This is a genomic window from Rossellomorea oryzaecorticis, assembly GCF_045897515.1.
Taxonomy (GTDB): domain Bacteria; phylum Bacillota; class Bacilli; order Bacillales; family Bacillaceae_B; genus Rossellomorea; species Rossellomorea enclensis.
On record NZ_JBJOSA010000007.1, the window covers coordinates 96036 to 109686 of the forward strand.

Consider the following 13651-nt stretch of genomic DNA (forward strand, 5'->3'; position numbering starts at 1 on the left):
CCCCCTACCTTGAATCAGCTGTCTCCTTTATCAAAGCAATCTTCACAAATAAACCTGCCTTCATTCTTTAAATACGCTTTAATCTCAGTCATCCACTTATACTTTGGATAGCGCATCTTCACATACACCACATCATCACCCTTGATTTCTTTACTGCAGATAGAACATTGAGATTTATTACCGAACACGATTGGCACCTCCACCATAATTCTCGCTTCATTGCTTTAATCAAAAGATACACTCGAAGAAGAAGACGACTCATCCGCCTTCACACAATCAATCGCAATCACCAGTGCAATCACAATCGTCTCCATCGCTTCATCCAGCACCTGCACCCTGTAGCTGTCGCCCCAGCTGAACCACTTCTTATCGACTTCACCTACAACCTGGCCATGCTGCAATACCTGAAAGTTCATATCCCACCAGTTCCCGCGCACTTCGATGCCTGCCGCATCGATCGTATAGCGTGCTTTTAAAAAGGAGAACTCCTTCTTGATTGTCACTACATCCTGCCCATTGACCTCAACGTAGAACTTCGGCAAGAAGCTGAATACCTTTTTCGTGATGAGTGCCACTTCGTCCCTGCTTGCATTCAGTATGGAGAACGTCTTCGGTACCTTCATGAAGCTTCCCTCCACATAATACCGGTCCTTCTCCTCCCCATCCTTCACCGTGAATTTCCCGCTGAGACTGAATACCTTTTGTTTTATATAAAGTTCTCTCATGCTAGCGCCCCCCGTTTTTTTAAGTCTTTCTTTATTTACGGTTGAGATGGGATTTGGTTCCAAAAATTTGAGCCACGGGGACAGGTACAGTGGCTCTTTTAACTAACTCAAAAAAAGAACCGGGGGACCTGGTCCGTCCACAAACCATTAAATGATAATCGCCAAATCATTTAGGTTTCTTCAGGGACCAGGAGTCAGCCCCCGAAAATCGGAGCATATACGAGTGATAAATAGTAAAATCAACACTGCACTACTAAAAAAGTCAAAAAATAAAATACGTACATTTTCAAAATTACAATACATATCTTTCGTGTATTCTGCCTTTGAAATGAAATTTTTTCATTAAATCGGCCAATTACCCTTGAATTTCTCTTTTTTTAAACGTAAAATCAACAACGAACATTTTATAACGTCATACAATCAATGTTCGTGTTTAGTAGCAGAACTAATGACACACAGAAGAAATTAAACATCTAAGGGGGAGAATGAAAAATGAACATTCTTAAAAGCGCGAAGTCTTTACTATTGCTTGCAGCAATCAGTATTTTATTGGTTGGATGCTCACAACAACAAGCAGTACAAGAGGAAGCTGGAGCAGAGGAAACCAAGAAAGAAAATATCGTTGGGATTATTGGCCCAATGGCAGAAGAAATTGAAATTTTACATTCGCATATGAAAGTGGAAAATACTGAAGAAATAGCCGGGATGACTTTTTACGAAGGAACATTAAAAGGTCAGAATATTGTTCTGGTTCAGTCAGGAATCGGAAAAGTAAATGCCACAATGGCTGCGCAGCTTTTAGTAAGTCAGTTTAATGTAGATAAACTAATTAACTCTGGAATTTCTGGTGCGATCCTTCCGGATGTTAGTCTTGGAGATATCGTCATTTCAACGGATACTGTTCAGCATGACATGGATGAAACAGCAAAAGGGTATGAGCCAGGTATTATTCCTCGAATGGATATTGGCTATTTTGAAGCGGATGAAGAACTTATTTCCCTTGCGGAGGAAGCCGCCAAAAACCTGCCCGAAGACACAAAAGTTTTTAAAGGACGAGTTGCAACTGGTGATCAATTTATCGCGAATGCTGAAAAGAAACAATGGATCTATGAAACATTTAATGCCTATGTTTGTGAAATGGAAGGTGCAGCAGTTGGGCAGGTTGCTCACTTAAATAAGGTTCCTTATCTTGTCATCCGCTCAGCTTCTGATGACGCTGGTGAAGAAGCTGTGATGAAATGGGAAGACTTTAAACAAATGGCTGTAAACAACTCCTCTTCAATCATAGAAAATATGCTTGCAAATATGAAATAACATTTTATTAAAGAGACTGGAACAAAAGTAATTTAGCATAAGTAAAACCCGAACATATTAGCATGAGATAATGCAAATATGTTCGGGTTTTTATTTGTTCATTGGACATTGGAATTTAGTTTTTCCCAGCGGTTGATTGTAGTGCAAGACGAAGACTCCTGCGGGAAGAGTAGCTTATGTGAGACCCCGCAGGCGAAGCCGAGGAGGCTCACGGGCTACCCGCGGAAAGCGAAGTCTTGCACGGAAATCATTAGCGGTATTAAGGGACTACACTCTCACTCTGCATGAACCTTTCGAAGCTCCCAGGCAATATGCGCACTTTCCTCTAATTCTTCCAATGCATAAAATGCTTCCATGATCCCTTTTCCCGGTACTACCGGGCCGTGATGGCTGAGCAGCCATCCATCACTTGCATGGACGCCCTTTTCAAAAACGTTGAACAGCTCTTGACTGCCGGGTTTTTCATAAGGAATTAAGCCAATTGTTCCCAGCTTCATTTTCAGGTATGGCGTATAATCCGGCATGCAGTCTGATTCATCCAGGCCGGAAAGACAGCTCCAAAGCACACTATACGTGCTGTGCACATGCAGAACGGCACCGGCATCCGGTTTTGCTTTATAGACCGACAAATGCAGCGGCCATTCTTTGCTTGGTTTTGTATCATCCATTTGAACGCCATCCATGTCCAGTACGGCAAACTCCTCCGGTTGCAGGTTTCCAAAGCATGTCCCGGTTGCGGTTACGTACATGTTCCCTTCATGCAGAAAACTCAGGTTCGCGACACTTCCGGTTGCTTTCCCGCGTTGAAAGAGACTTTTGGCAGCCCAAATCGAATCTGTAATCTTCTGGTCTAATGTTTGCTCCATATTTTCCCCTTCTCTCTTATGTTAACGATAATGCTTGAAGGAAAAAGTCGGGTTTTCCAAAGTTTCCGCTTTTAAATACCATTCGAATACGTTGATCTTCAATCGGTATCATGATAGGTACGCCTGGTGAAATACTGTCCCCGATATGGTATCCCTTGTATCCAAGCCTTTTTGCCACGGCCCCGCTTGTTTCTCCGCCTGCCACAATGATCCTGTGAAACTCGGCTTGAACCGCACGTTCTGCTAAATCTGCGGTTGCTTTTTCCAGCCTTTCTGCCACTTCTTCCTTTCCTTGCTGTTGAATATCCCGTACCTTCTCAGGTGCGTCGCTGCTGTAAACCAGGATGGATTCTCCTTTGTGTTGAGAAATCACATCCCACATTCTTTCGACCGTTTCCTCACCTGAAATCAATTTAAGCGGATCCATGAAATAGGTTTTACCGCCTGATTGCTCAAATTCTTTGATCTGGTTCCGGGTCGCTTCACTGCAGCTTCCTGCTAAAAGGATCGCAGGGGAATGAGACGGCTCAAACCCGCCCGCTTCCGCATGGTGCTTATACATTTTCGCCAGCGGATAGGCAAGGCCGCTTCCGCCTGTAAGGAGCTTGAGCTCTCCAAACATTTGAACCAGCTTTTCCGCGTCTTCTTCTTTCTCGTAATCCGGTATGAGATAGAAACGAGTATGCTCCCTTTGCAGTTTTGCCAGTTGTTCATTCACTTCTTCTTCGTTTGCATCAGCCGGTATTTTCATACTGGGAAATGAGCTTTGCGGATCCATTAAGCGGACCAGATCACTATTCCTCATTGGCGTCAGCGGATGATTCTTCATTGGGCTCTGATGCAAAGGAACGCCGTTTACATATAAACACCCATTTCTGACGGTACGTCCATTTACCGGAAGGCCAGGACAAAGAATCGTATAAGGCACATCAAGCTCTTCCATGACCGCATCACAAATCGGACCGATATTTCCCTCGGGTGTAGAATCAAAGGTGGAGCAATATTTTATATAAAACTGTTTTGCACCCTGCTCTTTTAACCAGCGAATCGCCTCAAGGGAATTGCTTACGGCATCTTTCCGGTTCTGAGTACGGGTTTTTAAAGCGATGACACATACCTCTGCATTCGGCGCCTCCCCGATATCAGGCACCCCGGTGTATAAAACGGTGCTGAGACCGCCCTTTACAAAAAAAGAGGCGATGTCGCTGCCGCCTGTAAAATCATCTGCAATCACTCCAAAGCGCAAACGGGACACCTCCTTCCTATGTTTTTAGTTGACCAATTCAGCTTCTGCTTCTTGATAGCTTTTCTTCCGTACCTTTACTCCGAGTAGGTTCTCAAAGTAGCGAATCATCGCATGCTTATAGAAATCACCTTGTCCATTTTGTAATGCAAGCTGATACGTTTGCATGGTTCCATTCAATGTTGGCAGCGGAATTTGGTATTTCATTAATACTTCATTCATACTCTCCATGTCTTTATACGCTCGTTCAAGTGAAAAACTATGTTCAAAATTCCCTTCTAAAACCTTAGGAATTAATGTTTTTGAAGCAAAACTTGATCCGGTTGCCGTCATTAATACGTCACCGAGTTTTTCCGGATCCAACCCAAGCTTCACGCCGACCGGTAATAGTTCGCTGAAGCTTGCACAGCAAATATTTAATACACAGTTATTAATCATCTTCGTCAGTTGTCCAGCCCCGTTGTCACCCATGTAGAGGATCTGTTCCCCCATCCGGTCCAACATAGGTTTTATAGTATGGAATAGTTCTTCATCCCCGCCGCACATGATCGTAAGTGTTCCTTCGACCGTCGTTCTCGGGTGACCGGAAATAGGGCAGTCCATATATTCGATCCCATTCTCTTTGCAGGTTTCTGCGATTTCGACTGCACCTAAATAACTTATTGTGCTGAAATCAACAATTTTCTGTCCTGGCTCCATATGTTGAAGTACACCGTTTTCTCCGACTATAACCTTTTTTACAATCTCTAAGTCCGGCAGGCAGAGAAAGAGATAATCACTATCTGCTGTATCCAGGATATTCGTTGTGGTGTTAATCCCTTGTGTATTGAATTGCTCTAATGCAGCGGGGTTTGCATCACACACGAGGTACTCATACTCCCCTTCTTTTTCACCTTTTGCAAGATTGAATGCCATTCCTGTTCCCATTACGCCTAATCCTATAAAGCTCACTTTCATTGAAAACTCTCCTTTTTGGTTCAATTTTTCACAAGGGCTGCGTAACTGTAAATGTTTTATTTTTCTGTCGCTACGCGTTTACTTTATCCCGTTCCAATGCACGGATGATCACGTTTACCGCTTCTTTCGGACTGGTTAACACCGGCAGGCCCAATGTACTCGTTTCCGCTTCTGCACAAGCCTGGGTGATTTGGGCAAGAATGATGACTTCGCATCCTCTTTTTTGCAATTCCGCTGCAGCCAGACGGTTCAGCTGATTATGTTCTTCTTCGTTCCCGGCCTTTAATTCTGTCATCGCCTGCGTGATGATTTCTGTATCCACTTCAACGTCTTTATCCCATTCACCCGCAAGCTTCTCCAGTTGGGCTTTTGTTGCTGGTCCCGATGGGGCAGTCGTTGCCACGACGCCTATTTTTCTATAATTGGTAACGGCCTTTTCCAACATCGGGCGGTCCACCGCAAAGATCGGGACGGATATAAACGGCTTCACCGTATCCACTACAGGGGTCAGGACGGTGCAGGCTACAAGGATCGCATCCACTCCTGCTTCCTGTGCTTTACCGGCCATATGGACAAAATCCCGAAAAGATTTATCATCGATTCCATTGATCCGGTTAGCATGATACTGAATATTTTCGTCAACAAAGTTTAGAACGGTTACGTCCGGAGCCAGCTGCTTGAAGGCTGCATTCAAGGCTGGTACGGCATTGCAGGTTGCGTGAATAATTCCTATTTTCATATCAATTCTCCTCTATTTTCAGTAGTCAGAGAGTTTCATAGTGGGACCATTTACAGAGTAACCTTTACCTTACCTGAAGTTTTTTTTAACACATCGATCATTTGATTGATATCCAGTACTTTCTCGTTGAGATTCAATGTATGACATAATCGGCTGATATGTGGCTGTTTTAACATCGCTTCTTCCAGGACACCATGGTTCCAGAAAACCTCTTCTTTATGACTATCCTGAACGACTCTTTTATTTGCCATCACGATGACACGTTCAAAGTTGTTCACGACAAATTCCATATCATGTGTAATGGTAATGATCGTTTTCCCTTCTTGAACCAATGAATCGATGATGACCCCCAGACGTTTAATGGCTTGAGAGTCCTGACCGGCTGTCGGCTCATCCAGGATAATCGTATCTGTATCCATCGCAATGACCGAGGCGATCGTGACAAATTTCTTCATAGAATAAGGCAGGTTATACGGATGGATATCCAATAGTGGTACAATCCCTGTCAGTTCTGCTGCCTTCCTGACATTTTCTTCAATCTTCTCCTCTGAAAATCCAAGGTTCTTTGGTCCAAACCTGATTTCACTTTTTACCGTTTCGTGAAAAATCTGATCATCAGGATTTTGAAATACATATCCTACCTTTCTGGATATTTGAGCTGTTGTATAAGCTTTTGTATTCAACCCGTCAATGATCACATCACCTTGTGTAGGTTTTGTTAATCCATTCATCATTTTCACTGTTGTCGTTTTACCCGCACCATTTTGTCCAACAATGGCTACTGATTCTCCCTTTTCAAAAGACATGCTGACATTCTCAACCGCTTTAAAACCATTTGGATAACAATAGGTAACGTCATTTAGCGTTAAGAAGCTCATGGTTTCACCCCCTGTACTTCCATCCATTGCCTCATCACTTGAACGGAATCTCCTTCCGTAATGGGGATTCTTTCTGTATGCATATGTTGTTTCCGCATGGCTAAATCCAACAATGTATACTGAGTCAATCCCAACCCGCAATCCTGTGTTGCTTCTTCAGCAAGAACCTCTTCCGTTCTTCCCTGTTTCTTAATCTGTCCACCCTGGAGAACGATCACATAGTCTGCATATTCAGCAATCAATTCGATCTTGTGCTCTACTAAAATAATGGTTTTTCCTTTTTTCTTCATAATATCGATGACCCTGAATATTTCCTCCGTACCTTGCGGATCCAGCTGTGAAGTCGGTTCATCAAAGATGAGAATATCCGGCTCCATGACGATGATCGATGCCAGGGCCACTCTTTGTTTCTGCCCGCCTGACAGCTCATTCGGATTTTTGTGCTGGATATACTCGATGCCCAGCAATTGAATGATGTCTTGAACCTTCTGTCTGATGACGTCCACTTCCACCCCCAGGTTCTCCAGTCCGAAAGCGATCTCGTCAAAGACCGTTTCCTTCACACCGCTGATCTGGGTAAATGGATTTTGAAACACAAACCCCACTTTCTGGGCAAGGTCACTTGGATCCCAATCTTGGACATCCTTCCCATCGATCCGCACTTCCCCAGTTCGTTCTCCCTTAAAAAAGTGGGGAATGAACCCCCGGATCACATTGCAGAGCGTTGTCTTCCCTCCGCCATTCACGCCGGCGAGCGCATAGAATTTCCCGCTTTCAATCGTAAGATTCAGATCATAAAGGACTTTTTCACTGCCGGTAGGGTACTGGTATGATAGATTCCTGATTTCTATTCCACTCATAAGAAAAACCTCCAGATCAAGATTGAAACAAATACAATCACTAACACTGCCCTTACCACATGATCACTCTTTGTCTTTTCCAAATGGTGCAGGCTTGTCTTTTTGGTCCGGGCTGTAAACGCTCTGGATTCTAACGTGACGGCTTTCTCGTCTGTGCTTGAGAATGAAGACAAGATCAGCGGGGTTAATGCTGGCACAAATGCCTTCATTCGGATACTAAGGCTTCCTTCTGTTTCAACTCCGCGGGTTTTTTGGGCATCCATGATCCTCAGCAGCTGCAGCCTCATTTCAGGGATAATATTCAGGGCCGAAGAAAGGACATAGGTCGCATGTGGCGAAACGCCCATTAATTCTAGTGCCCGGGATAAATCATTGATTTTGGTAATCTGAAAAAATAACACAATGGCAGATCCCACCGCTAATATTTTGGAGGTCAGTTGTAAACTGAAATTGATTCCTTCTTGTTTAATGGAGAATATGCTCCAGGACCATAAGATGGTATCCCCCGGATAGAAAAATGATTGCAAAAGAAAAATCATGACAACAATCGGGATCAATCCTTTTAAGACGAAATTTACATATAGTTTTGTTTTTCCCGCAATCAGCGCAATCACCAGACACAGGACGGGGACCATATATGAATAAAGATATCCTGGCAGCAGTAACGGGGTCAGCATCAATAAGAAGGCAAACAAGAATTTAGTCGTCGGATAAAGATTCAGTATAAATTTACCTGGTCTTTCCATACGTACATCTCCCCTTTCATCTGTTGGTTCGTTTTCATTCCTTTTACGCCCTTATATAATTCCGGTAAATAAGGTGTAGGGGTGAGGGATGCAGAGACCGAAGATTGATCAACATGTTCACCCCGTGCTTGTTAAGCTCCTATTTTTCGACTGGAATGGTTATTATTATTATTTAAATATAAGTGACCATATTTTTGTTTCGACAGGTATTGATCTGACATCTTCCGAACAATCATATAGGCAACCATGATCGAAAGGATTTTGTCGATGCTTTCAACAAATATCTTCTGTGTAAAAACGGATGTCCAAATCTCTTTGCCTGAAGCTAAAAGAACGGCAGTGATCGTATCTGATCCGGTTCCTGAAGCTCCGCCAAACACGATAACCGTTGTCGGGGTAGCGATTAATATCGCAACGATTGCGACGATAAACCCTGTGAAGGCAACCTTCCAGGCATTTTTGGTGAATCCCTTTTTTGCCATGAGACCGACTACGATCCCGGAAGCCATGGCAACCGGCATAAATGCCAGCTGAGTAGGGTTGAAGATTCCGAAGATCAGTTTCGAAACCCCTCCGGTCACTGCCCCCACCCAAGGACCGGCTACCATCGCGACAATCATGGTGCCGATTTGATTCAAGAAGAGGGGGATCTTTAAGATCTCAACCAATTCTCCGGCAACGACATTGACTGCAACACCAATGGGAATGAGCAATATGGAAATAAGCGTAAAATCTTTCTTGATATTCTTCATGATTAGTCCTCCTTTTAATTGGGATTACCGATTTCTTCAAACATTCCATGCTCATCAGCAGAATCCGATCTGCTGAACATTGTATTCTTCCCAAAATCTGAATGGATCTTTTTATACATCCTGGTGAAAAAAGGCTCTAATGCATTCGCCTGAGAAACACTCTCCCGGCTCTTTTCAAAAAGGGATTTCTGTCTTTCTTTCACGGATTCCAATACTGATTCTTCATCGAATAAAACCATTTTGCGATTCCTAAGAACCCATTCGCCCTTGATCATGACCGACTCGACCGAACTCCCATTCTCGTAATACACAAGCTGAGTAAATAGATCGGTGCTCACCGCCAAAGCAGGCGAGCGCCTAGTCAGTAGTACAAGGTCCGCTTCATAACCCTGTTTGATCTTTCCACGCTTCTTCTCTTCACCTAATAAGCGGGCTCCTCCGACTGTCGCCATTTCCAGCACATCTTTTGGCTGCAGCCATTCCCGGAAATCTGGTTGTTCCTGTCGGCTGTGCATAACCGCTATTCTCATTGCTTCAAAAAGATTGTGGGAGATTCCGCAATTGGAGGAATCGGTTCCCAGCGCAACGTTCATCCCTTTTTGCAGATAAGAACCAATCTTCGCCCTTCCGCTGCCCAGCATCATATTGCTGACCGGATTATGAACAAGAGAAACACCATGCTCAGCCAACACGTCTGCCTCAGCGTCTTCCATCCAAATGGAATGGGCTCCGGACAACTTCCGTGAAAGCAATTGTTGATCTCGCAGTCTGCCGATTATCCCGCCTGCAAATGCAGCATCCCCGACTTCCTTCTGAATCCTTGTTTCGAGAAGATGAGTATGAACAAACGCCCCTCTTTGTTCACTTAATTCTTTACATAACGCCAGCATTTCTTCGGAACACCGCTGCGGAGCGTTGGGACCCAGCAGAATTTGTATGTTTTTTTTATCATGCCATTCGTTGAAAAGGGAGAGATAATACGCTCTCATTTCTTCAACAGATATCGGTGATGCTTCGTCTAGTTTCCGCTTCCAATCGTCCGGTAAATCGACTGGAAGGAAGTGATGATCCGGTACATCATGCATCATCGGGGCAAATCCTACTCTTATCGATGAAGCCTCATATGCTTTAAGTGCAGCTTCGGATCTTCTGATATGTGGGAAATGGTCAATGCAGCTGGTCACTCCGCTTTTTATCATGTCGATCACACCTAAAAGGACGGCATTGTGGATATCTTCATCATCAAGCGAATACCCGTATGCGGTTGTATAAAGTGACCAGATCTCCAATGGAAAATGGCTTGTCGTCCCTTTTAACAGATTCGAATAAGAATGATAATGAGCATTTGTCATACCGGGCATGATCATCATGTCAGATCCATCGATTGTTTCATCGGCTGGGATTTGGGGTTCGCTCCCGTGGTGGTGCGGAATCAACTCTTTGATGATTCCGTTTTCCACCAGCACGCTGCCTTCTAAGATCCCCGCATGATCATCCATTGTTATAATAGTGGCGTTTTTAATCAGAGTTGACATGCTGTCACTCCTTGATTTATCAGAATAGTAAGATATTTAACCGCGTAAGACGAGTTATTTTTGCACCTCGGCAACTCTTGTTTCCAGGGTAGAAATACGTTCTGCAAACCGGCGCGCCAAGGACTCTCCGTCCACATCCATCAGGATGGTTGTATTGGGTTCTGAATGACCCCACTGTCCAGTAAACTCAGTGACAGTCTGACCGGCTGTATGCTCCCCTGCTGTCTCGATCGAAACAAACGCAGGCACTGCCTTAAAGAGTTCAGGCCAAAGCGCATAGGCTACGGCTGGTACATCATTAAAGAAAACGCCCGTCTCCGTTTCTGACGATTGCTGGGCGGCAACGTAAGCCTTGCGCCGGAATTCAGCGGCCTCTAAGAGGAAAGCACCTGGACGGGTATTCGTATCCCTGATGCGTTCTAGATTTTCTGGTGAGATTCTCACCTTCGTACATACATCGAGACCTACTTGAACGACTGGAACACCCGAATCGTACACTGCCCTTGCAGCCTCAGGATCAGCTGCCAGATTGAAGGACGCAACCGGTGAATAGTTTCCGGCACAACGGACTGCCCCGCCCATCACAATAACTCTTTTCACCTTCTGTGCGATACCAGGGTCTATGGAGAGAGCCAGCGCCACATTTGTCAGTGGACCGATCGCCAGAATCGTGATGTCGTTTGGTGCTTCATTACAAAGCCTCACAATTTCCATTGCCGCATATTCCCCCGCCTCAGATATGGTAGGGTCTGGGACCTCGACTCCGCCAAAACCATTATTGCCGTGGATATGCTTGGCAAAATGCGGTTTGCGTATGAGCGGTTTGCTCGCCCCGCGGTAAACAGGGATATCTGTCCTTCCTGCCAGTTCAAGCAGTGAAAGGGCATTATGGGTAGCCGTTTCCACCTCAATATTTCCATGTACTGTTGTTAATGCTTCAATATGCAGTTCCGGAGACGCAAGCGCAAGATAGATTGCGGCTAGGTCGTCGACCCCCGGATCTGTGTCAATGATGACTCGTTCTGCCATACTGTCAACTCCTCCTTCTATTAAGACTGTTTAAGATAAGATTGCTGCTTTTTGCAGATTGGCCGGAAAGCATTCATGCTTCTGGCCATGTTCTTTCCGGATTTAAATGTAAGCTGTCATGCCTTCAATTCTCTTTATCTATTGAAAAATGTGCCATTAAACCAATTGGTGGTTTCTTTCCCTGTCCACCCCTTCACAGAAGCGGCGTGTTTTTTCTTCATCAACCGGGTTCGTCATGATATCATCAATTTTCGCTCCATATCCAAAGACAGCGCCATCCGCATATTTTAGTAGATTTGCCGTTTCCACTTTCATCCCGCTTCCGATGATGATCGGCACATCAGGGACTGCTTTCCTGACAGCCTCCAAGTTTTCAATCGATGGCGGCTGAGCTGATTCCTCGCCTGCAAGAATGATTGCGTCCGCCATCCCGCGATAAGCGGTATCACGGGCCAGCACATCGATCGGTCTTGCCGCCAGTGGAGCTGCGTGCTTTGTTTGAATGTCGGCGAAAATTTTGACTTTCTTCTCTAACCCTAGGAATTTACGATATCTCGCCACCAGGTGCGCCGTACCGTTGATGAGTCCCTGATCGGTCACGTACGCATCAGTCAGGACGTTAAGTCTGATAAAATCAGCCCCGACTGTCCCGGCAACCGCCAATGCGGATTTCCACGAGTTTCTCAGGATATTGATCCCCATTGGAAGCTTCACTTCACGGCGGATTTCGTGGGCGATCAAGGTCATAGCCGCCACTGTTTCAGGTTCCTCCGTTTCCGGATAAAACGGGTAGTCATTGAAGTTTTCCACCATAACGGAGCTGGCTCCGCCTTTTTCAAGACTTTTCGCATCACGCAGTGCCGCTTCCAGTACCTGATCGAGGTTCCCTTCATACAGGGGGGATCCGGGAAGCGGTCCTAAATGAACCATCCCGAGTACCGGTTTTTCCACACCGAAGATATTAGTGAATGACGTTTTCATGCTAATTCCTCCTCTTTTTTTTACTTATCGTTGTGTATATATGGGTGTCATCCCGGTGATCTTTTCTATGAACCTAGTGATCTTGGGATTTATTCTTTGCTTCCGGATGAAGCCAATCCTAAATCGATTTCGTCGAGAGAAAGTGCAACATCGGCATCCATGCTCGGCGCCCGCAGCTGGGACGTAAGGCCGCCGTCAATCGCCAGAATGTGTCCTGTTATATACGAAGAATCGGGTGAAGCCAGGAACCGGACGCCCTGACCGACGTCTTGAGGCATCCCGAGCCTGCCGAGCGGAATGAGAAGATCCGGTGAAGACTCATTCCCGACGGCTGTGCGGTTTTCCACCCACATCGAGCCCGGCATGACCGCGTTCACCCGGATTTTCCAAGGAGCCAGGTCAAGTGCCATCGCTCTGGTGGCAGCCTCGATCGCACCCTTCGTCGCATCATAAGCGACTCGGTTCCGATGGGCGCGGGTCGCTCCCCCGGAACTCATATTGATGATGCTTCCGCCCTCACCTTGGTGAATCATGGCTCTTGCAGCCAATTGGCTGCAATGATAAAGTCCATTAAGGTGTATATTCATCAGGTTCTCCCACATAGCGAAGTCCGTCTTTAGGAAGTGTCTTTCCGACATCGGACCGTGCCCAATCCCTGCATTGTTGACGAGCACATTGATTCCGCCTTGGAAATGGCGGGATTCCTCAAAGAGTTTCTTCACATCTTCACCAGAGGATACATCCGTATAAACGAATAGCCCCTCGCCGCCGGCTTCTTTAATCTCCTGTACGCAGCGCTCACCCGCTTCACTGTCAACATCGGCAACGACCACCGACGCACCCGATTCTGCAAACGTTAGGGCAATTCCGCGTCCAAGTCCCTTGGAGCCGCCAGTCACGATCACACGCTGTTTTTTTTGCTCTTTCATATTTTCACCCCTCATTTAAAGTCAGTTCTCCATACACTTCCCGTAAAACATTCCTATATCTATTTCCACCTTTATCTTGCATAACGAAATCCATGTA

General features: G+C 45.4%; 15 protein-coding genes. 1 reads left to right on the forward strand and 14 read right to left on the reverse strand.

Annotated features, from left to right (window positions below):
* Nucleotides 1–14 precede the first annotated feature (14 nt).
* Together ACKA06_RS10690 and ACKA06_RS10695 are read right to left on the reverse strand one after the other, a co-directional pair.
* A complete protein-coding gene (locus ACKA06_RS10690; protein ID WP_411159601.1) occupies nucleotides 15–188 on the reverse strand; it encodes a Fe3+ hydroxamate ABC transporter substrate-binding protein in 174 nt (57 codons plus the stop codon).
* A gap of 36 nt (nucleotides 189–224) precedes the next feature.
* Nucleotides 225–725: an LURP-one-related/scramblase family protein gene (locus tag ACKA06_RS10695; protein ID WP_071616863.1), complete on the reverse strand. Its 501-nt coding sequence runs from the start codon at nucleotides 723–725 to the stop codon at nucleotides 225–227.
* Nucleotides 726–1217: 492 nt separating this feature from the next.
* Here ACKA06_RS10695 and ACKA06_RS10700 point away from each other — a divergent pair, with 492 nt between their 5' ends.
* Nucleotides 1218–2039, forward strand: a complete 822-nt coding sequence (locus ACKA06_RS10700; RefSeq protein ID WP_411159602.1) for a 5'-methylthioadenosine/adenosylhomocysteine nucleosidase — start codon at nucleotides 1218–1220, stop codon at nucleotides 2037–2039.
* Nucleotides 2040–2314: 275 nt separating this feature from the next.
* Here the strand turns inward: ACKA06_RS10700 and ACKA06_RS10705 are convergent, their stop codons facing one another.
* The 12 genes from ACKA06_RS10705 to ACKA06_RS10760 form a co-directional block, all read right to left on the reverse strand.
* Nucleotides 2315–2905, reverse strand: a complete 591-nt coding sequence (locus tag ACKA06_RS10705; RefSeq protein ID WP_071616862.1) for a class II aldolase/adducin family protein — start codon at nucleotides 2903–2905, stop codon at nucleotides 2315–2317.
* A 16-nt stretch (nucleotides 2906–2921) separates the two neighbouring features.
* Nucleotides 2922–4151 carry a 3-oxo-tetronate kinase gene (gene otnK, locus ACKA06_RS10710; protein ID WP_083573559.1) on the reverse strand — a complete coding sequence of 410 codons (1230 nt, stop codon included), beginning with the start codon at nucleotides 4149–4151 and terminating at the stop codon, nucleotides 2922–2924.
* A gap of 24 nt (nucleotides 4152–4175) precedes the next feature.
* On the reverse strand, nucleotides 4176–5105 hold the full coding sequence (locus ACKA06_RS10715; RefSeq protein ID WP_071616861.1) for an NAD(P)-dependent oxidoreductase: 930 nt from the start codon (nucleotides 5103–5105) through the stop codon (nucleotides 4176–4178).
* 70 nt (nucleotides 5106–5175) lie between these two features.
* Complete coding sequence (locus tag ACKA06_RS10720) at nucleotides 5176–5844, reverse strand: aspartate/glutamate racemase family protein (RefSeq protein WP_071616860.1); 669 nt, start codon at nucleotides 5842–5844, stop codon at nucleotides 5176–5178.
* Nucleotides 5845–5894: 50 nt separating this feature from the next.
* Nucleotides 5895–6722 carry an energy-coupling factor ABC transporter ATP-binding protein gene (locus ACKA06_RS10725; protein ID WP_071616859.1) on the reverse strand — a complete coding sequence of 276 codons (828 nt, stop codon included), beginning with the start codon at nucleotides 6720–6722 and terminating at the stop codon, nucleotides 5895–5897.
* On the reverse strand, nucleotides 6719–7582 hold the full coding sequence (locus tag ACKA06_RS10730; protein WP_071616858.1) for an energy-coupling factor ABC transporter ATP-binding protein: 864 nt from the start codon (nucleotides 7580–7582) through the stop codon (nucleotides 6719–6721). Before ACKA06_RS10730 ends, ACKA06_RS10725 begins: the two co-directional genes overlap by 4 nt.
* Nucleotides 7579–8328 (reverse strand): energy-coupling factor transporter transmembrane component T family protein, encoded by a 750-nt coding sequence (locus ACKA06_RS10735; RefSeq protein ID WP_071616857.1) that lies wholly within the window; start codon nucleotides 8326–8328, stop codon nucleotides 7579–7581. Before ACKA06_RS10735 ends, ACKA06_RS10730 begins: the two co-directional genes overlap by 4 nt.
* Nucleotides 8329–8459: 131 nt before the next feature.
* On the reverse strand, nucleotides 8460–9080 hold the full coding sequence (locus tag ACKA06_RS10740; RefSeq protein ID WP_071616856.1) for an ECF transporter S component: 621 nt from the start codon (nucleotides 9078–9080) through the stop codon (nucleotides 8460–8462).
* A gap of 14 nt (nucleotides 9081–9094) precedes the next feature.
* Nucleotides 9095–10615, reverse strand: a complete 1521-nt coding sequence (locus tag ACKA06_RS10745) for an amidohydrolase family protein (protein WP_071616855.1) — start codon at nucleotides 10613–10615, stop codon at nucleotides 9095–9097.
* Nucleotides 10616–10669: 54 nt separating this feature from the next.
* The gene (locus ACKA06_RS10750; protein WP_411159603.1) at nucleotides 10670–11644 is read right to left on the reverse strand and encodes a nucleoside hydrolase; all 975 of its coding nucleotides are present in this window, start codon (nucleotides 11642–11644) and stop codon (nucleotides 10670–10672) included.
* Nucleotides 11645–11800: 156 nt separating this feature from the next.
* The gene (locus tag ACKA06_RS10755; RefSeq protein ID WP_071616853.1) at nucleotides 11801–12625 is read right to left on the reverse strand and encodes a BtpA/SgcQ family protein; all 825 of its coding nucleotides are present in this window, start codon (nucleotides 12623–12625) and stop codon (nucleotides 11801–11803) included.
* Nucleotides 12626–12714: 89 nt separating this feature from the next.
* Complete coding sequence (locus tag ACKA06_RS10760) at nucleotides 12715–13554, reverse strand: SDR family NAD(P)-dependent oxidoreductase (RefSeq protein WP_171910628.1); 840 nt, start codon at nucleotides 13552–13554, stop codon at nucleotides 12715–12717.
* Nucleotides 13555–13651: the final 97 nt, after the last annotated feature.